This window comes from Streptomyces blattellae (assembly GCF_009709555.1).
Classification (GTDB): domain Bacteria; phylum Actinomycetota; class Actinomycetes; order Streptomycetales; family Streptomycetaceae; genus Streptomyces; species Streptomyces blattellae.
In genome coordinates, this window is sequence record NZ_WJBG01000106.1 from 92,707 (window position 1) to 118,830 (window position 26,124).

At 70.9% G+C, this 26,124-nt stretch carries 21 protein-coding genes and 4 pseudogenes; 13 read left to right on the forward strand and 12 right to left on the reverse strand.

Annotated elements, in window-relative coordinates; all coding sequences use genetic code 11:
• Nucleotides 1–11 precede the first annotated feature (11 nt).
• Together GFH49_RS03150 and GFH49_RS03155 are read right to left on the reverse strand one after the other, a co-directional pair.
• On the reverse strand, nt 12–992 hold the full coding sequence (locus tag GFH49_RS03150; protein ID WP_155054309.1) for a phosphotransferase family protein: 981 nt from the start codon (nt 990–992) through the stop codon (nt 12–14).
• A gap of 159 nt (nt 993–1,151) precedes the next feature.
• Nucleotides 1,152–1,996, reverse strand: a pseudogene (locus GFH49_RS03155) (DUF3626 domain-containing protein).
• A 196-nt stretch (nt 1,997–2,192) separates the two neighbouring features.
• Between GFH49_RS03155 and GFH49_RS03160 the strand changes: the two are divergent.
• The 3 genes from GFH49_RS03160 (at nt 2,193) to GFH49_RS03170 (ending at nt 5,835) form a co-directional block, all read left to right on the forward strand.
• Nucleotides 2,193–3,449 carry an FUSC family protein gene (locus GFH49_RS03160; protein ID WP_155054189.1) on the forward strand — a complete coding sequence of 419 codons (1,257 nt, stop codon included), beginning with the start codon at nt 2,193–2,195 and terminating at the stop codon, nt 3,447–3,449.
• A 44-nt stretch (nt 3,450–3,493) separates the two neighbouring features.
• On the forward strand, nt 3,494–4,546 hold the full coding sequence (locus GFH49_RS03165) for a hypothetical protein (RefSeq protein WP_155054190.1): 1,053 nt from the start codon (nt 3,494–3,496) through the stop codon (nt 4,544–4,546).
• Nucleotides 4,547–4,644: 98 nt separating this feature from the next.
• Nucleotides 4,645–5,835 carry a lactonase family protein gene (locus GFH49_RS03170; protein WP_155054191.1) on the forward strand — a complete coding sequence of 397 codons (1,191 nt, stop codon included), beginning with the start codon at nt 4,645–4,647 and terminating at the stop codon, nt 5,833–5,835.
• Here the strand turns inward: GFH49_RS03170 and GFH49_RS03175 are convergent.
• Together GFH49_RS03175 and GFH49_RS03180 are read right to left on the reverse strand one after the other, a co-directional pair.
• Nucleotides 5,803–6,528 (reverse strand): DUF2470 domain-containing protein, encoded by a 726-nt coding sequence (locus GFH49_RS03175; RefSeq protein ID WP_155054192.1) that lies wholly within the window; start codon nt 6,526–6,528, stop codon nt 5,803–5,805. The two genes, GFH49_RS03170 and GFH49_RS03175, sit on opposite strands and share 33 nt — an antisense overlap.
• Nucleotides 6,529–6,622: 94 nt before the next feature.
• Nucleotides 6,623–7,231 carry a TetR/AcrR family transcriptional regulator gene (locus tag GFH49_RS03180; protein WP_155054193.1) on the reverse strand — a complete coding sequence of 203 codons (609 nt, stop codon included), beginning with the start codon at nt 7,229–7,231 and terminating at the stop codon, nt 6,623–6,625.
• Between the two features lie 110 nt (nt 7,232–7,341).
• Here GFH49_RS03180 and GFH49_RS39795 point away from each other — a divergent pair.
• A pseudogene (locus GFH49_RS39795) lies at nt 7,342–7,680 on the forward strand (cytochrome P450); the annotation flags it as partial.
• 49 nt (nt 7,681–7,729) lie between these two features.
• On the opposite strand, the gene GFH49_RS03185 reads toward GFH49_RS39795, so the two are convergent.
• From GFH49_RS03185 to GFH49_RS03215, 7 genes are all read right to left on the reverse strand, one after another.
• Nucleotides 7,730–8,755 carry a LacI family DNA-binding transcriptional regulator gene (locus GFH49_RS03185; protein ID WP_155054194.1) on the reverse strand — a complete coding sequence of 342 codons (1,026 nt, stop codon included), beginning with the start codon at nt 8,753–8,755 and terminating at the stop codon, nt 7,730–7,732.
• An 87-nt stretch (nt 8,756–8,842) separates the two neighbouring features.
• Nucleotides 8,843–10,273 carry a BNR repeat-containing protein gene (locus GFH49_RS03190; protein ID WP_155054195.1) on the reverse strand — a complete coding sequence of 477 codons (1,431 nt, stop codon included), beginning with the start codon at nt 10,271–10,273 and terminating at the stop codon, nt 8,843–8,845.
• A gap of 56 nt (nt 10,274–10,329) precedes the next feature.
• Entirely contained in the window at nt 10,330–10,650 is a 321-nt protein-coding gene (locus tag GFH49_RS03195) for an L-rhamnose mutarotase (RefSeq protein ID WP_155054196.1), read from the reverse strand.
• Nucleotides 10,651–10,667: 17 nt separating this feature from the next.
• A complete protein-coding gene (gene rhaS / locus GFH49_RS03200) occupies nt 10,668–11,747 on the reverse strand; it encodes a rhamnose ABC transporter substrate-binding protein (RefSeq protein WP_155054197.1) in 1,080 nt (359 codons plus the stop codon).
• A gap of 60 nt (nt 11,748–11,807) precedes the next feature.
• Nucleotides 11,808–12,821: an ABC transporter permease gene (locus GFH49_RS03205; protein ID WP_155054198.1), complete on the reverse strand. Its 1,014-nt coding sequence runs from the start codon at nt 12,819–12,821 to the stop codon at nt 11,808–11,810.
• Nucleotides 12,814–13,854, reverse strand: a complete 1,041-nt coding sequence (locus GFH49_RS03210) for an ABC transporter permease (RefSeq protein WP_155054199.1) — start codon at nt 13,852–13,854, stop codon at nt 12,814–12,816. The genes GFH49_RS03205 and GFH49_RS03210 overlap by 8 nt, the downstream gene beginning before the upstream one ends.
• A complete protein-coding gene (locus tag GFH49_RS03215; protein ID WP_155054200.1) occupies nt 13,851–15,368 on the reverse strand; it encodes a sugar ABC transporter ATP-binding protein in 1,518 nt (505 codons plus the stop codon). Before GFH49_RS03215 ends, GFH49_RS03210 begins: the two co-directional genes overlap by 4 nt.
• Before the next feature lie 273 nt (nt 15,369–15,641).
• Here GFH49_RS03215 and rhaI point away from each other — a divergent pair, with 273 nt between their 5' ends.
• From rhaI to GFH49_RS03260, 9 genes and pseudogenes are all read left to right on the forward strand, one after another.
• Nucleotides 15,642–16,802, forward strand: a complete 1,161-nt coding sequence (gene rhaI / locus GFH49_RS03220) for an L-rhamnose isomerase (RefSeq protein ID WP_155054201.1) — start codon at nt 15,642–15,644, stop codon at nt 16,800–16,802.
• Between the two features lie 106 nt (nt 16,803–16,908).
• Complete coding sequence (locus GFH49_RS03225; RefSeq protein ID WP_155054202.1) at nt 16,909–18,948, forward strand: bifunctional aldolase/short-chain dehydrogenase; 2,040 nt, start codon at nt 16,909–16,911, stop codon at nt 18,946–18,948.
• On the forward strand, nt 18,945–20,393 hold the full coding sequence (locus GFH49_RS03230) for a rhamnulokinase (protein WP_155054203.1): 1,449 nt from the start codon (nt 18,945–18,947) through the stop codon (nt 20,391–20,393). The genes GFH49_RS03225 and GFH49_RS03230 overlap by 4 nt, the downstream gene beginning before the upstream one ends.
• 71 nt (nt 20,394–20,464) lie before the next feature.
• Nucleotides 20,465–21,220, forward strand: a complete 756-nt coding sequence (locus GFH49_RS03235; protein WP_155054204.1) for a (Fe-S)-binding protein — start codon at nt 20,465–20,467, stop codon at nt 21,218–21,220.
• A 28-nt stretch (nt 21,221–21,248) separates the two neighbouring features.
• Nucleotides 21,249–22,742, forward strand: a complete 1,494-nt coding sequence (locus GFH49_RS03240) for a LutB/LldF family L-lactate oxidation iron-sulfur protein (RefSeq protein ID WP_155054205.1) — start codon at nt 21,249–21,251, stop codon at nt 22,740–22,742.
• The gene (locus tag GFH49_RS03245; protein ID WP_155054206.1) at nt 22,739–23,386 is read left to right on the forward strand and encodes a LutC/YkgG family protein; all 648 of its coding nucleotides are present in this window, start codon (nt 22,739–22,741) and stop codon (nt 23,384–23,386) included. Before GFH49_RS03240 ends, GFH49_RS03245 begins: the two co-directional genes overlap by 4 nt.
• 165 nt (nt 23,387–23,551) lie before the next feature.
• Nucleotides 23,552–24,337, forward strand: a complete 786-nt coding sequence (locus GFH49_RS03250; protein ID WP_155054207.1) for an ABC transporter ATP-binding protein — start codon at nt 23,552–23,554, stop codon at nt 24,335–24,337.
• A 3-nt stretch (nt 24,338–24,340) separates the two neighbouring features.
• Entirely contained in the window at nt 24,341–25,651 is a 1,311-nt protein-coding gene (locus GFH49_RS03255) for an FtsX-like permease family protein (protein WP_155054208.1), read from the forward strand.
• A gap of 7 nt (nt 25,652–25,658) precedes the next feature.
• Nucleotides 25,659–25,880, forward strand: a pseudogene (locus GFH49_RS03260) (VWA domain-containing protein); the annotation flags it as partial.
• On the opposite strand, the pseudogene GFH49_RS03265 reads toward GFH49_RS03260, so the two are convergent.
• Nucleotides 25,881–26,076, reverse strand: a pseudogene (locus tag GFH49_RS03265) (short-chain dehydrogenase); the annotation flags it as partial.
• Nucleotides 26,077–26,124: the final 48 nt, after the last annotated feature.

The window sequence follows — 26,124 nt, forward strand, 5'->3', positions numbered from 1 at the left end:
CGGCCCCCCGGTCAGCGGGCGGTCAGTTCCCGGATCTCGTCGAGTGCGAGGAGGAGTTCGGGCGCGACCACGGTCTGGATCCAGCCGTCGTGCTCCTCGCCCGTCGCCCGTGGGACCGTCTCGGTGTGCATGATCAGGTAGAGGTAGCTGCGGTAGAGGGCGAGGCGGAGGCGGGCCGGGGTGTCGAAGACGGCGCGGCCCCCCGCCTCGCGATAGCCCGCCAGGAAGTCCTCGTCCTTCCTGATGTCACCGAGCAGGGCCAGGGAGACGAAGTCGGCCAGCGGGTCGCCCCAGAACATGCGCTCCCCGTCGATGAGGCCGCCGATGCGGGCCGCCCCCGTCGAACGGTCCACCAGGATGTTGCCCTGCCAGAGGTCGAAGTGGACGAGGCACGGGACGGCGACCTCGTCGAGCGCGGGGAAGGCGGCCCGGACGGTGCGGGCCACCTCGTCGGCGGGGCGGGGCAGCCGGGCGCGGTACTCACGGGCGTCGTCGAGTACGGCGTCGAGCATCGCGGTGAAGGCGGTCCGCCAGTCGCCGGCGAGCGGGCCGAGGGCGCCGGACGGGTAGCCGAAGCCGGGGCCCGTGATCCGGTGGAGCCGCGCCACCTGACGGCCCAACTCCCTGCGCAGCGGCGGCCGTTCGGCAGCCGTGAGCGAATCGTCCCACGGGTCGCCCGGACAGGCGGTCATCAGCAGATGCCGTCCGCCCGGGTGCCCGCCGACCGCCACGACGTGCGGTGCCGTTACGTCCGCCTTGGCGGCCCCGTCGCAGAACTCGGCCTCGGAGACGAGGAGTTCACGCTCATGCCGCAGGCCGGGCGTGGTCTGGGCGGGCGGGATCTTCAGGACGTAGCGGGTGCCGTCGGTGAGCCGGAGTTCCTCGACCGTGTTGTACGTGCCGCCGAGCAGCGGGCGGAGGTGGGCGAGGTGACCGGGCGGGATCTTCGCCGCCGCCAGGACGTTTCGGGCCCGCTCCCAGGAGTCCACCATCATGCGCCCGCCCCTCGCCTCGTACTCGCCCGGTACAGCGTACGGAACGCGTCCGCCACGCAGCCGGCCAGTCACTGAACACCCTGAACCGCGACGTTGTGCACCCGCCGCCGGCCGTCTCGGTCATCCGTTTCGACGGGGCTGACCGAGGCGGCCGTATCAGGTCACAGCATCGGGACGAGTCCCGGCAGTGCGGGCGCTGAGTGGGCCGGTGCTCTTCGGGGCGCCGAAGCGGGCGAGGATGTGCCACACCATCTTCAGGTCCTGGAGTTCGTGGCGTCCCGTGCGTGCCGCGTTTCCGGTGATCCGCGGGTCGAGGCGGCCCTCCTCGGCGATCCGGGCGCCCAGGTCGGCGTATTCGGGGCCGCGGTAGTCCGCGTGGCTGCGCAACTCGGCCACGGTGAGCCGGTGGCCGGGGTGCCATTCGACCGGGAAGGGCAGCGCGCGGGCCGCCGCCTCGACCGGGGTGCCCCGGTAGCTCGCGTCCAGCACGAGCGCCTCCACGTCCCGGGCGAGGACGACGCCGCCGTGGACCTGCGCCTCGATGTGGTCGTTGAGCGCGTCCTGCCGATCCGCCTCGGCCAGCGCGACGAGGGACATACCGGCGGCCACACCGAAGTCGGCGGGCTCGGCCGCGCTGTCGGGGTGGCAGAAGGTGGCGCGGGCGAGTATCGCGCCGGTCAGCCGGAGGTGCGAGGAGCCGAATCGCGGGGCCGCGCCCACCACTTGGCGCCGGAAGTCCAGGGCGCCGTACACGGGCCGGTCGTGCGGGTCGGCGTCGTCGTAGGCTCCGCCGAAGATCCGGCTCTCCCAGCGCCAGCGGTCGCCGCCGGAATGCGCGGTGAGGCCGCCGTTGCTCACGCCGGTGACGAACTGCGAGTGGTACGTGCCGTCCCGGGCCAGCGCATCGAGGATGGGGCCCCGCCGACCAGCCGGTCCGGGTGGAAGTTGAGCGTGATGCGCAGTTCCCGGTCGACGGCCGGCCCCGCGGAACGGCCCGCCACATGTCTCAGCGCCGCGCGGGCCCGCGGTGACCCGACGCCCTGGAAATCCACCGGGTTCCCCTCCCCGGGGCTACCTGCCCCGGACCTCAGTCCAATGCCCCGTCCCATGCCCCTGGGAAAACATCCGGAGCGTGCGCGACAGCGGAGGTTTTCCTCAGTACGTTCGATGCGCCTGAGGAAGGGAAGATCCCAAGCGATGCGAGATGTGCGTGAGCGGACGGAGTCTGTTGAGCGCCTGGTGAAGAAGCGGCGCCGGGACCCCGTCGTCGTCCAGACGCTGCGGTCGGCCGCCGCCGCGACGATCGCCTATGTCATCGCGTTGCGCCTGAGCCCCGAGCAGCTGCCGCTCACCGCGCCGCTGACCGCGCTGCTGGTCGTCCAGGTCACCCTCTACGCCACGCTCACCAACGGCATCCGCCGGGTGAACTCCGTGGTGGCCGGGGTGCTCGTGGCCATCGCCTTCAGCCTGCTGGTGGGGCTGACCTGGTGGAGTCTCGCCCTGCTGATCCTCGCCGCGCTGGCCGTGGGGCACCTGGTGCGGGTCGACGAGTACGTCCCCGAGGTCGCGATCAGCGCGATGCTGGTCCTCGGGGTGACGACCGTCGGGGACACGGCGTGGGCGCGGGTGGTGGAGACGCTCATCGGTGCGGTCGTCGGACTCGGATTCAATCTGCTGCTGGCGCCGCCGGTGTGGGTCGGCCAGGCGGGTGAGTCCATCGAGGGGCTGGCTCGCCGGCTGCGGCAGCTGATGCTGAGCATGGGTGAGGAGGCGGCCGGCCGTACCCCGGTCGAGCATGCCGCCGCGCGGCTGGACGAGGCACGCCGGCTCGATCACGACATCGTCGAGGTGGACGCGGCGCTGCGGCAGGCCGAGGACAGTCTGCGGCTCAATCCGCGGGTGCGGGAGGGCCTGTTGCACCGGGTCGTGCTGCGCACCGGTCTGGACACGCTGGAGATCTGCACGGTCGTGCTGCGCGTGCTCGCACGCAGCTTCACCGACCTGGCCAAGGCGCGGGACCCCGAGCCGCTGTTCGCGCCGCCGACGGGCGCCGCCGTGGAACAGCTGCTGGCCGATATCGCCGACGCCGTGGTCAGCTTCGCCGTCCTGGTCACCACCAGCGTCAGCGCCAACGCCGAGTCGGCGGAGGCCCGGCTCGCCGCCGAGCTGCACACCGCGGCGGCCACGCGCGACAAGGTGGCCCTGCTGCTGCGCGAGGAGGCCGAGCGCGATACCCGGCACTGGCAGCTGCTCGGTGCCGTGCTGACCGAGGTGAACCGCATCCTCGACGAACTCGACACCGACTACCGCACACGTCGTCTGCTGGAGGAACTGGACCGCGTGTCGCAGGAGCAGCGCGCCCGGATGCCGCGGCTGACCCGGCTGCGTGAGCGCATGGGCATCCAGGAGCAGCTGTGGCGGAACCGTGCGGGGATGGACGGGCGTTTCCGGTAGGGGACGTCAGAGCAGGGGACGGCAGAACTCAAGGGGGCGGGCCGATGACCGACACGACCGTACGGATCGACGGGAACGCGCTGCGGCTGCCCGGCGGCGTGGCGGTGCGGTTCATCCGCACCCTGCGCCTGCCCGAGACGGGCACGCACGCGTTGCCGCCGGGGCTCGGCGAGTTCCCGGTGCGGCGGGTGGCGGACTATCCGGACACCGTGCCCGGGCAGTGGCGCTCGCGCGGCGGCGTGCTGCTGCCGGTGTATCTGCGTGAGGCGATGTGGCTGAGCTTCGCGGGCACCGCCGAACCGGCCGCCCTGCAGGTCGGCGTCGGCAAGGTGTGCGCCGTCTCGGGCCGGCCGTGGAGCGACCGGCTCTCCCGGAAACCCCAGAACTACGTGGTACTCCCCCGCCAGCCCTGGCTGGACGGCATCAACTCCGGGAAGGGCACGGTCCGCCAGTTCGTGGCGGTGCCGCTGGGGATGGGGGCGACCGTCGAGGGCCAGGTCACCGGCGAGGAGGTCTGGGGCGGCGTACAGCTGCAGTCGTTCGCGCTGAACGCGGGGGCGCTGGCCGGGTGGCGCGAGGAGCAGCGGCTCAGGGCCGAGCGCCGGGTGCGGTCCCTGAAGGCGGCCGGGGGCTTCGGTGCCGCCGCGGGGCCGCTGTCGGCACCCGCAGCACCCGCGGCACACGGCGGCGCTCGGGGCGGCCGGGCGCGGCCCGCCGCGGCGATGGGGCTCGGCGTCGGCGGGGCCATGCGCCAGGAGGTCTACCAGGACGACCGGCCCTCGACGGACTGGTCCGAGGAGCCCGCCGGGCGGGTCTACGTCCATCTGGTGACGCCGCCGGAGTGGCGTCGTATCACCGGCGAGGCCCCGCCGCCGTCGCCCGTGGACCGGGCGGCCTACACGAGCGCGGGGCTGCCGTGGTTCGACTACTTCGACCAGGACGCGGAGGACCTCGCTCCCGCCGGCACCCTGGAAGGGGTGAAGCCGGTCGGCGAGTGGATCGGTGACGACCACGAACCCTGGCAGGAGCCGTCGCCGGGCCAGGTGAAGCCCCTCAAGGACGTGCCGGGCGAGCCGGTTGAGGACGGCGACTGGTAGGCGTTGCGGCCTGTGCAACGGGTGGTGCTGTTCTTGCGTACGAAGGGTGATCCACGCCAGGGTGGCTGTCGGGACGACCGACGACCTGAGGTGTGGACATGAGCAGTGGTGACTTGAGCAGGCGCCGGTTCGTCGGCGCCCTCGCGGGAACGGGCGCCGCGGTGACGCTCCCGGCATGTGGCGACGCCCCGTCGCCCGCCGAGGACACGACACGACCGGAGACGACCGCGGGCACAGCTCGCGAGGCGGCCAGGCATTCCGGGCCCCGCCCCCTGTACCTCGGCACCTACACGTCGGTCGAGGGCGGCGGCAAGGGCATCGGCGTGGCGAACTACGACGCCGCCACCGGCCGGATCACCGGCAAGGCAACCATCGAGAACATCGGCGACCCGTCGTATCTGGCGCTCCATCCGAACGGCCGCACGCTGTACGCCGTCAACGAGCGCGAGGACGGTGCCGTGACCGCCGTCCGGCTGTCCGACCGCGAGATCCTGGGCAGCCGGAGCACCGGTGGCGGGGCCCCTTGCCATCTCTCGGTGCATCCGAGCGGGCGCTGGCTGCTGAGCGCCAACTACGGCTCCGGCAGCGTGGCCGTGCACCCCATCGACGCCTCCGGCGCACTCGGCGAGCGCACCGACCTGGTCACGCACGACAGTCCGGCACCGGGCCCGGGTCAAGAGGGCCCGCACGCCCACCAGTTCATCACCAGTCCCGACGGCGGCCATGTGCTCGCCGTCGACCTCGGCGCGGACACCGTCTACACCTATCGACTCGACACCCGCGCGGGCACGCTCACCGAGGTGTCCCAGGCCCACACACGCCCCGGCGCGGGCCCCCGGCACCTGACCTTCCACCCGGGCGGCCGGTACGCCTACCTGGCCAACGAACTGGACAACACGGTCTCGGTGTGCGGATACGACCGCGCCACCGGTCGCCTGACCGTCTCAGAGCCGCAGTCCACGGGCACCGGCGAGGGCACCAGCTACCCGGCGCAGATCGTGGTGACGCCGGACGGCCGATACGCCTGTCTCGCCAACCGGGGCCACAACAGCCTCGCCCGCTACGCGGTGGAGGCCGACGGCGCCCGGCTCAGGCTGCTGGACACCGTGCCGGTGTCCGGTGACTTCCCCCGGCAGCTCGCCCTCGCGCCGGACGGGACACTGCTGTTCGCGGCGAACCAGAGGTCGAGCACGGTGAGCGTGTTCCACGTGGACGCCGACAGCGGTGAACTGCGGCTCGCGGGAGACCCGTTCGCCTCACCGGTCGCCGTCTGTGCGCTGCCGGTGTAGGGCGCGGGGGCAGGAGGCGGCGCTGGCCTGCGAGAGCAGGATGTGCATACGCTCGGTGAGCTGCGCGACGTCGTCGGCGGGCCGGTGGAAGGCCAGTCGTACGTCGCCGTGGGCGCGGGTGCGTTCGATGCGCAGCGTCAGTCCGTGCCGGTCGACGGCGAGGGGCTGGACCTTCACCGCGCCGTGCAGGCTCTCGGGCTCGACGAGCCGGGTGAGCCGCTCGACCGCGTCTGCGTGGCAGTCGGCGAGGTGCGTCAGCAGCCGGGACTCCGCCGTGGCCAGCGGGTCCGGTTTCGCGGCGGCGAACTCGTCGAGGTCGACGACCGCGGCGCCGGTGGGCTGCCGCAGCACCACGCGCGTGGCGTGGAAGGCGAGAAGGTCGTCCTCGGGGGCGAACCAGCCGGCGAGCCAGAGCCGGGCGCGGATCCGGTTGCGTACGGGGACGGGCGCGACGTCGGCGAACTCCAGGACGGCGGACGGCTCGCCGCGGGGCGCGCAGACCGCCGCCGCGAACAGCGCGCTGTCCTCGGGCACGCTCAGCAGCACCCGGCCGTCGTCGTCCACGGAGTGCGCGCCGACGAACTCCTCCCGGCCGCCGTCGGCGGTCACCGTGCAGGACCACGCGGTGAGGAGCAGCGAACGGGCCCGCTCCGCCGCGGCAGGCGCGGCCGTCCAGGGTTGGCTGTCACCCATCCCAAAACCTCCTTAGGTAAGCCTTGCCTAACTTACCTAAGATTGCGGCGCGCGCCAACCAGGCCGGGCGAACCTGTGCGGCAGTTGTCAGAATTCACGGCGCGAGAACGCCCAGCAGGGCCCGTGCGCAGAGGTCCCGGACCTGCTCCCGCGAAAGGTCGGGGCCCCGCAGCCACTCCAGACAGACGGCCGTCGTGAACGCCAGCCATCCGCGGACGGCCAGCCGGACATCGGGGCGCTCCCGCGCGACCGGGCCGAACTCGGGGTCCTCGGCGAGCACGCCCAGGATCTGCTGCTCGTGGGCCCCCAGGGCACGCTGGTAGATACGGCGCACGGCCTGGTCCCCCGCCGCGTCGGCCCGGTGGAAGGCACGGAAGCCGTGCGCATGGGCCTCGACGTAGGCCAGGTACGTGTCGAGACCGGCGGCCAGTTGCTCGCGCACCGGAACCCCCGGCACCGCCGCGGTCATCCGCAGCATCCGCTCGCTCTCCCGCGCCACGACCGCCGCGAAGAAGTCACGCTTCGTCGGGAAGTAGTGGTAGAGCAGCCCACGCGAGACTCCGGCGATCTCGGCGACCTGCTCGATCCACACGTCGTCGTACGGACTCTCCGAGAACAACCGCGCCCCGACGGTGAGGAGTTGCTCGCGGCGCTCCTCGGTACTGAGCCGGCGGCGTGTCGGCCCGCCCTGTTTCGCGGTCATGTCCGAACTTTACTTGACGCCGGTTCAACAGCGGGACCAGACTGGATCGGCGCTGTTGAACCCGCGTACAACACGCTCAACTCACCCGCTGGATCAAGGGAGATCGCGTCATGGCGGAGACGACGACCGGGGCGGCGGCACCGAAGGGCTTCCGCGGCGCCGAGCAGGGCTGGCCGGAGCTGCACCGCATTCCGCACCCGCCGCGCCGGCTCCCGCTGCTCGGCGATGTGCTCGGCGCCAGCAGGACCAGGCCCTTGCAGCACTCCCTGCGCCACGCCCGGCGGTTGGGGCCGATCTTCCGGCGCAAGGCGTTCGCCAACGAGATCGTGTTCGTGTGGGGCGCGGACCTCACGGCCGACCTGTCCGACGAGTCCCGCTTCGCCAAGCACGTGGGCCTCGGGATCGCCAACCTGCGGCCGATCGTCGGGGACGCGCTGTTCACGGCGTATTTCAGCCCCGCGCCCCTTCGGGGCGTTGCGGCACCGCAGTCGACTTCGGTCAGCGGGCCGCCAGGCTGGAGCGGCGTACCACCAGTTCCGGCTGGAGGACGACCCGGCGGTGCTCGTGCCTTCTGGGGCCGCTGTTCTCCTCGGTCTCCTCCAGGAGCAGTTCGGCGGCCAGGGCGCCCATCGTGACGGCGGGCTGGCGGACCGAGGTGAGTGGGACGGCGGCGGCTGCGGCGAACTCGATGTCGTCGTAGCCGACGATCGCGAGGTCGTCGGGGACGCCGACGCCGGCCGCGTACATGGCCTGCAGAACGCCGAGGGCGAGCAGGTCGTTGGCGCAGAACACGGCGGTGGGGCGGTCGGCGAGGCCGAGAAGGCGGGCGCCGGCGTCCCGGCCGGCGGCGACATCGAGCCGCTCGGTGGGCAGTTCGCGCAGCGCGTCGGGGCCGAGGCCCGCCTCGGTGAGCGCGTTGAGCGCGCCGGTGCGGCGGTCGCGGACCTGGTTGAGGCCGGACGGCCCGCTGACGTACGCGATGGAGCGGTGCCCGGCGTCCACGAGATGCCGTACGGCCAGCGCGCCGCCCGCCACGTCGTCCACCGAGACCGAGCACTCGGTGGTGCCCTCGGCGACACGGTCGACCAGTACGAAGGGGATGCCGTGGCGGCGGAACGCGTCGATGTTGTGGCCGCTGGCGTCGGTGGGTGTCAGCAGGACGCCGCGCACCCGCTGTTCGGCGAAGAGCGCCAGATAGTCGGCCTCCTCGCCCGCGCTCTGGGCGCTGTTGCAGACCATCACGCCGAGCCCGGCCTGGCGGGCGGCCCGTTCGGCGCCGCGCGCGACGTCGACGAAGAACGGGTTGCCCATGTCGAGGACGAGCAGCCCCATGATCCGGCTGCGGCCCGCGCGCAACTGGCGCGCGGACTCGCTGCGGACATAGCCGAGCCGGTCTATCGCGGACAGCACCCGCGCCCGGGTCTCGGTGGCGACGGTGTCCGGACGGTTGATGACGTTCGACACCGTGCCGACGGAGACTCCGGCGACGCGGGCGACGTCCTTGATACCCACCGACTGGGCCATCGGGCAGGGACCTCCAGAGAGACAGAAGAGACGCGGGCGGCGGGAAGGCCCTTCACGGTACCGTCAAGCCGCCCGCAACAGCTGCGGTCAGGCAGGCAGCCGGAAATTGAGGTTACGCAGCGCCGAGGGCGTCGTACCGCTGGACTTCTCCTGGTACATGACCGACAGGAAGTTGTCCTGCGCGACGCGCGTCTCGTCGATGACGACCTCGCCGAAGGCGTTCAGCCCGGCGGTGACCCCGTCGTACAGGACCGACCAGTCCGTGTAGCCGGAGGCCTTGGAGGCCCCGGCGATCCGGCAGAACGGGAAGATCGCGTACGCGTTGTCGTACTTGTCCAGGATCAGCTTGGTGCGCTGGCTGGAGTTCAGCGGGACCGGTATCTCGGTCTTCTGCCAGGTGCCTGAGGAGTTCTTGCGGACGTGGAAGGCACGGCCGTTGTTGGTCCGGTCGGTGACGTAGTTCGTGGTGCACTGGCCGAAGCGGCCGGGGACATAGCTGATGATCGCGTGCGGCAGGCCGGCGGAGTCGGTGAACTGGCTCTCCTGGTTCATCAGGGAGTGGTCCGGGTTGAGCGGGTCGACGACGAGCCCGCTGTCGGTCACGGCCACCTTGTCGGAGCCGCCGGTCGTGCCGACGACGGTGCCGGCGTTGTTGCGCCAGGTGCGGCCGCGGTCGTCGGAGTAGACGTAGCCGGTGTCGTGGTTGGTGATGCCGCCGCCGTTGCACATCACGGCGCCGTTCTGCTCGCGCCAGGTGAAGAAGGAGTGCAGGCGCCCGTTGACGTCGTAGTCGATGCCGTGCAGGTACATGTTGCGGGCCGTGGAGGAGCCGTGCTCGCTGGTGTACGTGCCGGTGGAGCTGGTCCACTCGCCGAGGTTGGTCCAGCTCGTGCCGTTGTACTCGGCGAGCGCGTTGCGGCCGTTGCCGGACACGGCGACGCGGTAGCTGAGTTGCAGCCTGCCCTCGGGGGTGGAGACGAACTGCGGGTAGGTGAACTGCGAGGTGAGCGCGAGGCCGTCCAGGGTGGACTGGGGTGCGCCGAAGCGGCTCGCGGTCCAGCTCAGGCCGGCCGGGTTGTCCATGAGACCGGCGACCGACTTGACGTAGGTGAAGCCGTCGCTGTGCGAGTCCATGTTGAGGTGAAGGCGGCCGTCCACCTTCGAGATCCCCATCGAGATGACGTTGTGGGAGTCGTTGTAACGCAGGGTGTGGCCGACCTTGACCGTGGACCAGGTGCTGGCGCCGAGGACGCGGCGGGCCACGACGGCGTTGCGGTCGGCGGTGTACCAGACGGCGTACTGGTAGCCCTTGTAGGTCAGCAGGCCGTTCTTCTGAAAGGCGTTGTTGTTGACCAGGCCGTCGTACGACACGAAGAAGAGGGCCTGCGTGTCGAGCGTGGTGGTGCTGGTCAGGGTGAGGGACGGGCCGGGGTCGGCGGCGCGGGCCGTGCCGGACGTGAGGGCCGGGGTCACTACGGCTCCGGCGAGGGCGGCGCCCAGCAGCGTACGTCTCTTCATCTCGGGGGACTCCGTTGTCGGCGAGGTGCGGGGAGGGTTAAGTGGTTCACGAGGGGTCAGGCGAGGTGGAACACTTCCGTAAGGGGTTTCATGGCTTCGTCGGGCCGGGCGCCGTCCAGTGACTCGAAGAACGGCGCCATCTCCGCCTGCCAGCGGGCGTTGACGTCGGTGGCTTCCATACCGGCCACGGCGGCGGCGAAGTCCTCGGTCTCCAGGTAGCCGACGAGCAGGCCGTCGTCACGCAGGAAGAGCGAGTAGTTGTGCCAGCCGGTGGCCGAGAGTGCGTCGAGCATCTCGGGCCACACGGCGGCATGCCGCTCGCGGTACTCGTCGAGGCGGTCCGCCCTGACCTTCAGCAGGAAGCACACGCGCTGCATCAACAACCCTCCGGGTGTCAGAAGTTGTACTGGTCGATGTTCTCGGCGTCGAAGACGGTCGGCTTGCCGAGGCTGATCACGCCGTCCTTGCCGATGGTGTACGTCTTGTCGCCGGCCTTGAAGGTCTCGCCTTCCTTGCCGGTGATCTGGCCGGAGACCAGGGCGACGGCGGCGCGGGCGGCCAGGTCGCCGAGCTTCGCCGGGTCCCACAGCTCGAACGCGTCGACGGTGCCGTTCTTGACGTACTTGCGCATGTCGTTCGGGGTGCCGAGGCCGGTCAGCTTGACCTTGCCCTTGTACTTGGAGCCCGACAGGTACTGAGCGGCGGCCTTGATGCCGACGGTGGTCGGGGAGATGATCCCCTTCAGGTTCGGGTACTCCTGCAGCAGGCCCTGGGTCTGCTGGAAGGACTTCTGGGCGTCGTCGTCACCGTAGGCGACCTTGACGAGCTTGATGTCCTTGTACTTGGGGTCCTCCAGCTCCTTCTTCATGAAGTCGATCCAGATGTTCTGGTTCGTCGCGGTCTGCGCGGCGGACAGGATCGCGATCTCGCCCTTGTAGTCGATCTGCTCGGCGAGCAGCTGCACCTCGGTGCGGCCGAGGTCCTCGGCGGAGGCCTGCGAGACGAAGGCGTTGCGGCACTCGGGGTTGGTGTCCGAGTCGTAGGTGACGACCTTGATGTCGTTGTCCATGGCCTGCTTCAGCGAGGTGCACAGGGCGCCCGGGTCCTGCGCGGAGACGGCCATCGCGTCGACCTGCTGCTGGGTCAGCGTGTTGACGTAGGAGACCTGGCCGGCGGTGTCGGTGGCGCTGGACGGGCCGACCTCCTTGTAGCTGGAGCCCAGCTCCTTCAGGGCCGCCTCGCCGCCCTTGTCGGCGGAGGTGAAGTAGGGGTTGTTGACCTGCTTGGGCAGGAAGCCGACGGTCAGGCCCGTCTTCAGTTCGGCGTTCGGGTCCGCCTTGCCGGTGGTGGCGGCGGAGGCGCCTTCGTCCTTGACGTCCTCCTGGGTGGTGCCGCCGCAGGCGGTGACGGCGAGGGCGAGTGAGGTCACGGCGGCGAGGGCCGCGCAGGTACGGCGGATGGATGCCTTACGCATGTCTGATTCCTTACGAGGGTGAAGGGGCTGTTACGAGGTCGTCCGTAAGCGCCGTCTTGCCTATGAGGCTGGCGTTGGTGCTTTGGACACCGGCGCTGAGGCGGTTCTGCGCCCGGCCCTCGCGACGGAGATCTGGCGTGCGACCCGGGGGCCGAGCACGGAGAGGACGAGCAGGACGCCGGTGACGACGATCTGCGACTGGGCGGTGACGTCCTGGAGGCTCATCACGTTCTGCAGCGTGCCGAGCAGGAAGACTCCCGCGATCGCGCCGCCGAGCGTGCCCTTGCCGCCGTCGAAGTCGATGCCGCCGAGCAACACCGCGGCGACGACGGAGAGTTCGAGGCCGGTGGCGTTGTCGTAGCGGGCGCTGGCGTAGTGCAGGGCCCAGAAGATGCCGGTGAGGGAGGCCATCAGGCCGGTCACCGTGAACAGGATCAGCTTCTGCCGCTTGACCCGGATGCCGGCGAACCGGGCGGCCTCCTCGCTCGCGCCGGTCGCGAAGACCGACCGCCCGAACGGGGTGACGTGCAGGACGACCACGGCGATCGTGAGGAGCACCAGGAAGGGCAGGAACGCCTGCGGGATGAAGGTGTCGCCGATGCGTCCGGCCGCGAAGTCCAGGTACTGGGTCGGGAAGTCGGTCACCGCGTCGGAGCCGAGCACGATCTGTGCGATGCCCCGGTAGGCGGCGAGGGTGCCGATGGTGACGGCGAGGGAGGGCAGGCCGAGCTTGGTGACCAGCAGGCCGTTGATCAGTCCGCAGACCACGCCGAGCAGCAGACAGATCGGGATGATCGTCTCGATGGTCATGCCCTCGTTCCACAGGGCGCCCATCACGGCCCCCGACAGTCCCGCCGTGGAGGCCACCGACAGGTCGATCTCACCGGAGACGACGAGCAGGGTCATCGGCAGCGCGATCAGCGCGATGGGCAGTGTGTTGCCGATCAGAAAGGACAGGTTGAGGGCGTTGCCGAAGCCGTCGACGGTGCCGAAGGACAGCAGCAGGACGACGATGAGGAGGGCGCCGACGACCGTGTCCCAGCGAACGGCGCGCGAGAGCGAGAAGTCAGCCATGGCGGGCGTTCCTCTTCTTCAGGGCGGAGGCCACACGCAGCGCGACGATCCGGTCGACGGCGATGGCGAGGAGGAGCAGGATGCCGTTGATGGCGAGCACCCAGACGGAGCTGACGCCGAGGGCGGGCAGCACGCTGTTGATGGACGTCAGCAGCAGCGCGCCGAGCGCCGCGCCGTAGACGCTGCCGGAGCCGCCGGTGAAGACGACGCCGCCGACCACGACCGCGCTGACGACGGTGAGTTCGTAGCCGTTGCCGGTGCCGGAGTCGACGTTGCCGAAGCGGGCCAGGTACATGGCGCCCGCGAGACCGGCCAGCGCGCCGCAGAAGGTGTACGCGGCCAGGATCCGCTTGCGCACCGGGATGCCGGCGAGACGCGCGGCCTCCGGGTTGGAGCCGAGGGCGTACAGCTCGCGGCCGCTGCCGAAGTGCCTGAGGTAGTACGCGGTCGCGATCAGTACGGCGACGGCGATCAGCGCCAGCCACGGCACCGCGGAGATGCCGTCGGAGCCGAAGTCCACGAAGCCGTCGGGCAGGTCGGCCGCGGTGATCTGGCGGGAGCCGACCCAGATGGAGTCGATGCCGCGGATGATGTAGAGCGTGCCCAGGGTGACGACGAGCGCGGGCACTTGGCCGAGGCTGACGAGCAGGCCGTTCAGCAGACCGAAGCCGATGCCCATCAGGATCGCCAGGAACACGGCCACGACCGGGTTCCCGCCGCCCTGGAGATACGTACCGGCGGCGAAGGCGCTGATGCCGAGCGTGGAGCCGACCGACAGGTCGACGTTGCGGGTGATGACGACCAGGGACTGTCCGGTGGCGACCAGCACCAGGATGGTCGCGTTGAGCAGCAGGTCCTTGATGCCCTGCTCGCTCAGGAACTCGCTGTTCCCCAGCTGGGTGACGACGATCATCACCAGGAACACGACCAGGATGGCCAGTTCCCGCATCTTGAAGACGCGGTCGACGAGGCGGGTGCCGCTGGACTTCGGTGCGTCGGTCACGGGAGCCTCTTTGGGAGTGATCACCGTCATGCGGCGGCCCTCCCGGTGGCTGCGGCCATCACGGTTTCCTCGGTGGCTTCGGAGCGCGGGATCTCGGCGGTGAGGCGTCCCTCGTGCATCACGAGCACGCGGTCGGCCATGCCGAGGATCTCGGGCAGGTCGGAGGAGATCATCAGGACGGCCACGCCGTCGGCGGCCAGCTCGCTGAGCAGCCGGTGCACCTCGGCCTTGGTGCCGACGTCGATGCCGCGGGTGGGCTCGTCGACGATCAGCACCTTGGGGCCGGTGGCCAGCCACTTGGCGAGGACGACCTTCTGCTGGTTGCCGCCGGACAGGGTGTTCACCGTGTCGGCGATGCGGGCGTACTTGACCTGGAGCTTGACGGCCCAGTCGAGGGAGCGGCTGCGTTCGGCGCCGCGGTCCATCAGGCCGGCCCTGACGGTCGTACGGAGTCCGGTGAGGCCGATGTTCCGCTCGATGGACATGTCCATCACCAGGCCCTGGGCACGCCGGTCCTCGGGGACGAGGGCGAGCCCGGAGGCCATGGCGGTCGACGGGGCACCGTTGGTCAGGGCCTTGCCGTCGACGGCGACCTCGCCGGCGTCCCAGCGGTCGATGCCGAACACGGCCCGGGCGACCTCGGTGCGCCCCGCGCCGACCAGCCCCGCGAGGCCGACGATCTCACCGCGTCGTACGTCGAAGGAGACGTCGGTGAACACGCCCTCGCGGGTCAGCCGGCGCACGCTCAGGGCGACCTCGCCCGGCTTCACGTCCTGCTTGGGGTACAGCTCGTCGAGGTCGCGGCCGACCATCCGGCGGACCAGGTCGTCCTCGGTCATGCCGTCCAGCGGTTCGCTGGCGATCCAGGCGCCGTCGCGCAGGGTGGTCACCCGCTGGCAGATCTGGAAGATCTCCTCCAGCCGGTGCGAGATGAACAGGACGGCGGCGCCCTGTTCACGCAGGGTGCGGACGACTCCGAAGAGCCGGGCGACCTCGCTGCCGGTGAGGGCGGCGGTCGGCTCGTCCATGATCAGGACGCGGGCGTCGAACGAGAGCGCCTTGGCGATCTCCACGATCTGCTGGTCGGCGATCGACAGACCGCGCGCGGGCCGGTCCGGGTCCAGCTCGACACCGAGTCGCTGCATGAGCGCCAGGGTGGCCGCGTGGGTGGCCTTGTGGTCGATCCGGCCGAGGGCACGCCGGGGCTGGCGGCCCATGAAGATGTTCTCGGCGATCGACAGGTCGGGGAAGAGCGTGGGCTCCTGGTAGATCACGGCGATACCGGCGTCGCGGGCGTCGCCGGGACCGTGGAAGACGACGGGCTCACCGTCGAGCAGCACCTGGCCGGCGTCCGGCCGGTGCACCCCGGCGAGCGTCTTGATGAGGGTCGACTTGCCGGCGCCGTTCTCACCGGCGAGTGCGTGCACCTCGCCGGGGGACAGCTCCAGGGAGACGTCCCGCAGAGCTCGCACCGCGCCGAAGGACTTGGAAACGTCCTTCAGCGCGAGCACCGGGGCCGGACCCGTGTCGGACGGGTGGGTCATTGGGGGCTCCTCGACGACGCCGGCGGGCCTGGCCTCAGGGCGTCGTGAAAGGTTTCAACTGGGTTGCCGGGACGTTAGGCATCAGAGCCATGTCACGTCAATGGGTCTGGGTCGAAAAAATTTCGAGAGCCGAAGGTCACGGACCAGTCACGGGCATCGAGGTTGGCCAGAGGGGTTGACACCCTCCCGGAGGCCCCATAGCTTCCCGTTCTGAATCGTTTCATGCAGCAGTCGTGCAGCAGTGTTACGACCCGATGCCACAGGAGTCCTGAAGTGACCGAACTCGCCGCGGTGAAGGCCGCCCTGAAGACCCAGGCCGTCGAGACGCCGTCGTGGGCGTACGGGAACTCGGGTACGCGGTTCAAAGTGTTCGCGCAGCAAGGCGTTCCGCGGACGCCGTGGGAGAAGCTGGACGACGCTGCGAAGGTGCACGAGTTCACCGGCGTCGCCCCCACGGTCGCCCTGCACATCCCCTGGGACAAGGTCGACGACTACGCGGCCCTGGCCAAGCACGCCGGAGAGCGTGGCGTGAAGCTGGGCGCGATCAACTCCAACACGTTCCAGGACGACGACTACAAGCTCGGGAGCATCTGCCATCCCGAGGCGGTGGTGCGCCGCAAGGCGGTGGACCACCTGCTGGAGTGCGTCGACATCATGGACGCGACGGGCTCCGCCGACCTGAAGCTGTGGTTCGCGGACGGCACGAACTACCCCGGGCAGGACGACATCCGTGCGCGGCAGGACCGGCTCGCCGAGGGTCTCGCGGAGGTGTACGAGCGGCTCGGTGACGGGCAGCGGATGCTGCTGGAGTACAAGTTCTTCGAGCCTGCCTTCTACACGACCGATGTGCCGGACTGGGGCACGGCGTACGCGCACTGCCTGAAGTTGGGGCCGAAGGCCCAGGTCGTGGTCGACACCGGACATCACGCGCCGGGCACGAACATCGAGTTCATCGTGGCGACCCTGCTGCGGGAGGGGAAGCTCGGAGCCTTCGACTTCAATTCCCGCTTCTACGCCGATGACGACCTGATGGTGGGGGCCGCCGACCCGTTCCAGCTGTTCCGGATCATGTACGAGGTGGTGCGTGGGGGCGGGTTCACCTCCGACGTCGCCTTCATGCTCGACCAGTGCCACAACATCGAGGCGAAGATCCCGGCGATCATCCGGTCGGTGATGAACGTCCAGGAGGCCACGGCGAAGGCGCTGCTGGTGGACCGGTCGGCGCTGGCCGACGCTCAGGCGGCGGGCGACGTCCTTGCCGCGAACGCCGTGCTGATGGACGCGTACAACACCGATGTGCGGCCGTTGCTCGCGGAGGTCCGGGAGGAGATGGGTCTCGACGCCGACCCCATCGCCGCGTACCGCCGGTCCGGGTGGGCCGAGAAGATCGTGGCCGAACGGGTTGGCGGTCAGCAGGCCGGCTGGGGGGCGTGAGCCTCCCCCATCGCGGCTCCAGTCGCCTGTCGGCACCGCCCCGCGCGCCCCGTTGCGGGCGCCCCTACCACCCCTCGTAGAAACATCACGTAAGGACTGACCGTTCATGGCACCGCACCCCGAAGCCGCCGCTCTCCTCGCCCGGTCCCATCGGCTCGGCGCTGATCCCCGTAACACCAACTACGCCGGCGGGAACGCGTCCGCCAAGGGAACCGAAACCGATCCCGTCACCGGTGGTGACGTCGAGCTGATGTGGGTCAAGGGGTCCGGAGGCGACCTCGGGACTCTCCAGGAAGCCGGGCTCGCCGTGCTGCGGCTGGACCGGATGCGGGCGCTCGTCGACGTCTATCCGGGGGTCGAGCGCGAGGACGAGATGGTGGCCGCGTTCGACTACTGCCTGCACGGCAAGGGCGGGGCGGCTCCCTCGATCGACACGGCCATGCACGGGCTGGTCGAGGCCGCGCACGTGGACCATCTGCACCCGGACTCCGGGATCGCGCTGGCGTGCGCCGCCGACGGGGAGAAGCTGACCGCCGAGTGTTTCGGGGACAGCGTGGTGTGGGTGCCGTGGCGGCGGCCCGGGTTTCAGCTCGGGCTGGACATCGCGGCGGTCAAGAAGGCCAATCCGCAGGCCATCGGCTGCATCCTGGGCGGGCACGGGATCACGGCGTGGGGTGACACCTCCGAGGAATGCGAGCGGAATTCGCTGCACATCATCCGTACCGCCGAGGCGTTCCTCGCCGAGCGGGGCAAGGCGGAGCCCTTCGGGCCGGTGATCGAGGGGTACGCCGCCCTCAGCGCCGCCGAGCGGCGGGAGCGGGCGTCCGCGCTGGCGCCGCACGTGCGTGCCCTCGCGTCCCAGGACCGCCCCCAGGTGGGCCACTTCAACGACTCCGAGGCGGTCCTCGACTTCCTCGCGTCCGCCGAGCATCCGCGCCTCGCGGCCCTCGGCACCTCCTGCCCCGATCACTTCCTGCGTACGAAGGTACGGCCGCTGGTGCTCGACCTGCCGCCGACCGCCCCGCTGGACGAGGCGATCGCCCGGCTGAAGGAGCTGCACACCGCCTATCGCGAGGAGTACGCCGCCTACTACCAGCGGCACGCCCTGCCCGACTCCCCCGCGATGCGCGGTGCCGACCCGGCCATCGTGCTGATTCCCGGTGTGGGCATGTTCAGCTTCGGCAAGGACAAGCAGACCGCGCGGGTGGCCGGCGAGTTCTACGTCAACGCCATCAACGTGATGCGCGGCGCCGAGGCCGTGTCGACGTATGCGCCGATCGAGGAGTCGGAGAAGTTCCGTATCGAGTACTGGGCGCTTGAGGAGGCCAAGCTTCAGCGGATGCCGAAGCCCAAGGCGCTCGCGACCCGGGTGGCGCTGGTGACCGGTGCGGGCAGTGGGATCGGCAGGGCGATCGCGCAGCGGCTCGTCGCCGAGGGCGCGTGTGTCGTCGTCGCCGATCTGAACGCCGACAACGCCGCCAGTGTCGCCGAGGAGCTGGGCGGGGCCGACAAGGCCGTCGCCGTCACCGTCGACGTCACGTCCGAGGAGCAGATCGCCGACGCCTTCAAGGCGGCCGCGCTCGCCTTCGGCGGGGTCGACCTCGTGGTCAACAACGCCGGTATCTCCGTCTCCAAGCCGCTGCTGGAGACGTCGGCGAAGGACTGGGACCTCCAGCACGACATCATGGCCCGGGGGTCGTTCCTCGTCTCGCGCGAGGCGGCACGGGTGATGATCGCGCAGGGGCTCGGCGGTGACATCGTGTACATCGCGTCGAAGAACGCCGTCTTCGCGGGGCCGAACAACATCGCGTACTCCGCGACCAAGGCCGACCAGGCCCACCAGGTGCGGCTGCTGGCAGCCGAGTTGGGCGAGCACGGCATCCGGGTCAACGGGATCAACCCGGACGGCGTGGTGCGCGGGTCCGGGATCTTCGCCGGTGGCTGGGGTGCGCAGCGGGCCGCCGTCTACGGGGTCGAGGAGGCGAAGCTGGGCGAGTTCTACGCGCAGCGGACCATCCTCAAGCGCGAGGTGCTGCCCGAGCATGTGGCGAACGCCGTGTTCGCGCTGACCGGCGGGGAGCTGACGCACACCACCGGGCTGCACATCCCGGTCGACGCCGGCGTCGCAGCCGCGTTCCTGCGATGAGCACGGCCGTGAAGTCGTACGCGGCGGTCGACCTCGGCGCGTCCAGCGGGCGCGTCATGGTCGGCCGCGTCGGGCCCGACTCGCTGGAGCTGACGGAGGCGCACCGGTTCGTGAACCGGCCGGTGCGGGTGCCCGAAGGGCTGCGGTGGGACATTCTCGGGCTGTACGCCGGTGTCCTCGACGGGCTGCGGGCGGCTGGGCAGGTCGACTCCGCCGGCATCGACAGCTGGGCCGTCGACTACGGGCTGCTGGACGCCGACGGCGCGTTGCTCGGGAACCCCGTGCACTATCGCGACGCCCGCACCGAGGGCGTCGCGGAGAAGGTGTGGGCCACGATGCCCGCCCCCGAGCTGTATGCGGCGACCGGACTGCAGTACGCGCCCTTCAACACGCTGTACCAGCTGGTCGCCGCCCGTTCCACCGGGCAACTGGCGCACGCCGAGCGCCTGTTGCTCGTCCCGGACCTGCTGGCCTACTGGCTCACCGGCGAGCAGGGCACCGAGCTGACCAACGCCTCGACGACCCAGCTGATCGACCCCCGGACACGCGACTGGTCCCGCGACGTCGCCGCCCGGCTCGGGATCGACCTCGGCCTGTTCGCACCGCTCAGGCAGCCCGGGGATCCGGCGGGCGTGCTGCGGCCCGAGGTGCTGGAGGAGACCGGGCTGACCGGGCCGGTGCCGGTGACGACGGTCGGCTCGCACGACACGGCGTCCGCGGTGGCGGCCGTGCCGGCCGGGCGTGAGCGGTTCGCGTACATCTGCACCGGCACCTGGTCCCTGGCGGGCCTGGAGCTGAGCGCGCCCGTGCTGAGCGAGGCGAGCCGCACCGCCAACTTCACCAACGAGCTGGGACTGGACGGTACGGTCCGCTATCTGCGCAACATCATGGGGCTGTGGCTGCTCCAGGAGTGCGTACGGGCCTGGGGCGGGCCGGAGCTGGGCGGGCTGCTGCTCGACGCGGCCAAGGCACCGGCGCTGCGGTCGGTCGTGGACGCGGGTGACGCCGCGTTCCTCGCGCCGGGGCGGATGCCGGAGCGGATCGCCGAGGCCTGCCGGGCTTCGGGGCAGCCGGTGCCGGAGTCCCCCGGCGAGATCACGCGCTGCATCCTGGACTCCCTCGCGCTCGCGCATCGCCGGGCGGTGGAGGAGGCGCAGCGGCTGGCGGACCACCCGGTCGACGTCGTGCACATCGTGGGTGGCGGCACGCGCAACGCGCTGCTGTGCCAGCTCACCGCCGACGCCTGCGGACTGCCGGTCGTGGCGGGCCCGACGGAGGCGGCGGCGCTCGGGAACGTCCTGGTCCAGGCACGGGCCCACGGGCTCGTCGGCGACCTGGCGGGCATGCGGCGCCTGCTCACCCGTACCCAGCCGCTCACGCGGTACGAACCGCGCGGCGACATCGCACGCTGGCGCGAGGCGGAGGCCCGGCTCACCGGGGCGTGACCGGGGACTCCCTCACGTCTTGCTGCCGGACTACGCTGCACTCATCCGATGATCAACCACAAGGAGCCGCGATGCGTGTCGCCCTGTTCCTGACCTGTGTCAACGACACGCTCTACCCGGACACCGGACGCGCCGTGGTGAAACTGCTGACCAGGCTGGGCGTCGAGGTCGACTTCCCGATGGCCCAGACCTGCTGCGGGCAGGCCCACTACAACACCGGCTACCGACATGAGGCGGAGCCGCTCGCCCGGCATTTCTCCGATGTCTTCGGGGAGTACGAGGCGATCGTGACCCCGTCCGGGTCATGCGGGGCGATGGTGCGGGAGCTGTATCCGCGGATGGGTGAGCGGGCGCGGGCCGAGGGGCGCGGGAACACGCTCGCGGCCACGTTGGCGCCGGTGATCCCGAAGACGTACGAACTCACGGAGTTTCTGGTGGACGTGCTGGGGGTGACCGATGTCGGCGCGTACTACCCGCACCATGTGACATACCACCCGACCTGTCACGGGCTGCGCGGCCTGGGCCTGGCCGACCGGCCGCGCCGGCTGCTGCAGGCCGTCAAGGGGCTGGAGCTGGCCGAACTGCCGGGTGCGGACGAGTGCTGCGGCTTCGGCGGCACGTTCGCGCTGAAGAACTCCGATGTCTCGGCGGCCATGGGCGCGGACAAGGTGCGCAACGCCGAGTCCACGGGCGCCGAGGTGCTGTGCGCGGCCGACAACTCCTGTCTGATGCACATCGGCGGGACCATGGCCCGGCTCAGCACCGGCATGCGGCCGGTCCACATCGCGGAGATCCTGGCGAGCACGGAAGAGGAGCCGGCGCGATGAGCGGGCGTACGGGAGAGGAGCCGCGCGCATGAGCGGGACGTTCGTAGGGATGCCTGCGTTCCCGAAGGCCGCGCACGAGGCCGTCCACAACAGCACACTGCGCGGCAATCTGCGGCACGCGACGCACACGATCCGCGCCAAGCGGGCGAACGCCGTCGCGGAGGTCTCGGACTGGGCGGCGCTGCGGGAGGCGGGCAAGCAGATCAAGGACCACACGCTCCGTCATCTCGACCGCTACCTCGTGCAGTTGGAGGAGTCGGTCACCGCCGCGGGCGGTACGGTGCACTGGGCCGCCGACGCCGAGGAGGCCAACCGGATCGTGACGCGGCTGGTCAAGGAGACCGGCGAATCGGAGGTCGTCAAGGTCAAGTCGATGGCCACGCAGGAGATCGGGCTCAACGAGGCTCTGGAAGAGGAGGGCATCCGCGCCTACGAGACCGATCTCGCCGAGCTGATCGTGCAGTTGGGCAAGGACCGGCCCTCGCACATCCTGGTCCCGGCGATCCACCGCAACCGCGGTGAGATCCGGGACATCTTCGCCCGCGAGATGAGCGAGTGGGGGCGCCCCGCACCCGACGGCCTCACCGACACACCCGCCGAACTCGCCGAGGCCGCCCGCCTCCACCTCCGCGAGAAGTTCCTGCGGGCCAAGGTCGGCGTCTCCGGCGCCAACTTCATGGTCGCCGAGACCGGCACGATGGTCGTGGTGGAGTCCGAGGGCAACGGGCGGATGTGCCTGACCCTGCCCGAGACGCTGATCTCGGTCGTCGGCATCGAGAAGACCGTGCCGACCTGGCAGGACCTGGAGGTGTTCCTGCAGACACTGCCGCGCTCGTCGACGGCGGAGCGCATGAACCCGTACACCTCCATGTGGACCGGAACGACCAACTCCGAGACCGCTGACGGGCCGCAGACCTTCCACCTGGTGCTCCTCGACAACGGCCGCACCGACACCCTCGCCGACGAGGTGGGCCGCCAGGCACTGCGCTGCATCCGCTGCTCGGCGTGTCTCAACGTGTGCCCGGTGTACGAGCGGGCCGGCGGCCACGCCTACGGCTCCGTCTATCCGGGCCCGATCGGCGCCATCCTCAGCCCTCAGCTCCGGGGCACGGACAGCGAGATCGACTCCTCGCTGCCCTATGCCTCGTCGCTGTGCGGTGCCTGCTACGAGGTGTGCCCGGTCGCCATCGACATCCCCGAGGTGCTGGTGCATCTGCGGGAGCGGGTGGTGGAGGGCGGCCAGGTGACGCGCGAGGGCAACAAGGTGGTGCTGAAACCGGCGAAGGGACATGTCGCGGAGCGGGCGGCCATGCGGGCGGCGCGCTGGGCGTTCGCCCGGCCTGGAGTCCTGCGCACCGGGCAGCGGCTCGCCTCGCGCACCCGGCGGCTGCATCCGCGCTCGCTTCCGGGTCCCGGCAAGGCGTGGAGCGACAGCAGGGCGCTGCCCGCGCTGCCTTCCGAACCGTTCCGGGACTGGTGGCAGCGCACACGGGGCGGCAGCGGAAAGGACGGCGGCAAGTGAGCAGCAGAGAACGGATCCTGGGCCGGGTGCAGCGCGCGCTCGCGGACGTGCCACCGGACGACACGCCGTACGACCAGGCGATTGAACGCGCCTATCTGGGCGAGCACGGGAACCGGAGTGTCGAGGAGACGGTGGATCTGCTCGCCGAGAACCTGGCGGACTACCGGGCGATCGTGCACCGCACGGACGCCGACGAACTGCCCTGCCTGATCATGCGGCTGCTGGCCGAGCGCGGCCCGCGGTCCGTCCTCGTGCCGCCCGGGCTGCCGCCCGAGTGGATGTCGGCCGCGGACGCCACGCGGGTCCACGACCGTGCCGTCAGCACTCCGCACGAGCTGGACACGGTCGAGAGCGTGGTCACCGGCTGCGCGCTCGCGATCGCCGAGACCGGCACCATCGTCCTCGACGGCTCCCCCGACCAGGGCCGCCGCCGGATCACGCTCGTCCCCGACCATCACATCTGCGTCGTACGCGTCCCCGACCAGGTCGTCTCCTCCGTCCCCCAGGCACTGCGGCGCCTCGCTCCGAACCGACCGCTGACCTGGATCTCCGGCCCTTCCGCCACCAGCGACATCGAACTGGACCGGGTCGAGGGGGTGCACGGACCACGCACCCTGGAGGTGGTCCTGGTCAGCGGGGAGTGACCGACGCGTTCACCATCAGTGAGGGCCGACTCGTTCCGGCGACCCGTACGGGGTGTCGCCAAGTACACCCTCCGATACGGGTTCTGCGCCCCATGTCATCGGGTCCCCGTCTCCGTAGCGTCGTGGGCGTGGCACAGGACGTGCCGGACGGAGGGTGATGACGCGATGTTTCGCACAGGCTCGCGACGTACGCACGACGAGGGACCCGCCGCCGAGGCGCTGCGGCTTGTCGAGGTCACCAAGACCTACGGCTTTGACGACAGCGCCGTGACCGCCCTGGACGGGGTCACGCTCAGCCTCGGGCGGGGGACCTTCACCGCCGTGATGGGGCCGTCGGGCTCGGGCAAGACGACGTTGCTGCAGTGCGCGGCCGGCCTGGACCGGCCCGACAGCGGCATCGTGCTGGTCGACGGCGCGGAGATGACGGGTGGCACAGAGGCGGAACTGACGAAGTTCCGGCGGCGTCGGATCGGGTTCGTGTTCCAGCAGTACAACCTGCTGGAGACGCTGACGGTCGCGCAGAACACGGTGCTGCCGCTGAGGCTCGCCGGGCAGCGCGTCGACCGGGGTCAGGCCCGGGAGGTCCTGACCTCCGTGGGGCTCGGGGACCGGCTCGAACACCGTCCCGGCCAGTTGTCCGGCGGTCAGCAGCAGCGGGTGGCGATCGCCCGTGCGCTGGTCACCGAACCGCGGGTGGTCTTCGCGGACGAGCCGACGGGCGCCCTGGACACGCGCAGCGCACGGGATGTGCTGCGGCTGCTCCAGCAGACGGTGCGGGTGCACGGCCGGACCGTGGTGATGGTGACGCACGACCCGGTCGCCGCCTCGTACGCCGACTCGGTGCTGTTCCTGGCGGACGGCCGGCTGGCCGGACGGATGGACGCGCCGACGCCCGACGCGGTCGCCGAGCGGCTGGCCCACGTGGGCGACGACGCCCTGAAGGCGGTGTGAGCGATGCTTGTACTGGCCTTGCGGTCGATCCGGCATCGGCCCGGACGTTTCCTCGCGACCTTGCTGTCCGCCTTCCTGGGCGCGGCGGTCATCATGACGTTCAACTCGATGCACGACACCGCCGGGCAGCCCGGCATCGACTCGGCCGGCTCCGAGACGCTGAGCCTCTCGGCGGGCGTCGTCGGCGGCTACGGCACCCTGCTGGTGTTCTTCGCCATCGCCTCGACGCTCACGGTCAACGTCCGCCGACGGGCGGCCGAGCTGGAGCTGCTGCGCTGCTCGGGGGCGACTTGGGCGCAGATCAAGCGGATGGTCGTCGGTGAGGCCGTGGCGGTGGCGCTGGTGGGCGCGGCGCTGGCGATCGGCCCGGCGATGCTGGGTGGTCAGCTGCTGCTGGACGTGTTCCAGGACAGCGGCCAGGTCGCCGACTCCGTCGACCACTCCTTCGGGCCGATCGCGCTGATGTCGGGCATCGCCATCACGCTGTTCGCGGCGGCGGGCGCCGCGTTCCTCGCCGTACGACGGGCCACGCACCGGCGCCAACTGCGGGATCGGGCACGGGCGTTCTCCGCGTACGCCGCTCTGGTCGTCGGCGCCGTGACGGTGACCTCCACCTTCGCGATGTCGGCGTCGGACGAGGCGCTGATGGCGGCTCCGGCGTACGGCGCGATCCTGCTGTCGGTGGGTTTCGCGCTGCTGGCGACGCGGCTGCTGAAGACGCTGCTGGACCGGCTGTCGCTGTCGGGGCCGAGTGGCTGGCTGGCCGTGCGCAACCTGCGTGAGCGGGCGGATCAGCTCGCCGGGATCCTGATGTCGCTGATCCTGTTCACGGCGGTGTCCACGGCGACGCTCACCATGCAGGCGGTGGAGAGCGACACGGTCGAGAAGCTGGGGATCGTCAAGGACATCGACGCCAAGACCCTTCAGACGCTGAACTTCACGGTCGTCGGCATCATCGTGGCGTTCGTCTGCGTGATGCTGGTCAACTCGCTGTACGCGGCGACGACGTACCGGGCCCGCGAGTTCGGGCAGCAGCGGCTGGCCGGGGCGACTCCGGGTCAGGTGCTCGGTGTGGTGGGCGCCGAGGGGCTGGTCCTGACGGCGACCGGTGTCTTCTTCGGCACGGTGGCGGCGCTGGCGGGCATCGTCCCGTTCACCGTCGTGCGCTCGGACGAGGTGATGCCGGGCCAGTTTTTCGGCATCTGGCTCGCGGTCGTCGCGATCGCGGCGGCGGTGACGATGGGGACCAGCCTGGCCACGACCAGGCGGGTGCTGCGTGCTCCGGCCGTCGAGGCGGTGGGGCTCGCGGCCTGAGCACGGCACGCTCGGCGACGCCCGCACCAACATGAGCGACCCGAACCTGCCCGCCGTGCGCGATGTCGCCGAACGTGCCTGCCGCGTCCACTGGTTGAACCCCGAGCCGCGCACCCTGTGGGGCACCGGAGACTCGGCCGCACCCGAGTACGCCGCTCTCGTGGCGATGCACGAGTGCCGCAACGCCCGGCAGCTCGGCGACCTGATCGCCCGCCTGCTGCCGGTGTGATCAGGCGGTGAGCTGCGGACGGAGCACCCCGAGATCCGCAGACAGCCCCGCCTTGACCTGCCGCGAGACGTCGTCCGCCAGCACCTCGCACGCTCCGGCCTCGATGCCGTCGAGGGCCCTGCGCCGCCACGCTCCCGGGCGTGGCCTTCGGTTCATCGGTCCGGGCCGTCATATCCGTGTCGGCACACTGAGGATGTGGCCGCCGCCGTCGCGCTCGATGACTCACGCCTGCTCGTGCCCCGCT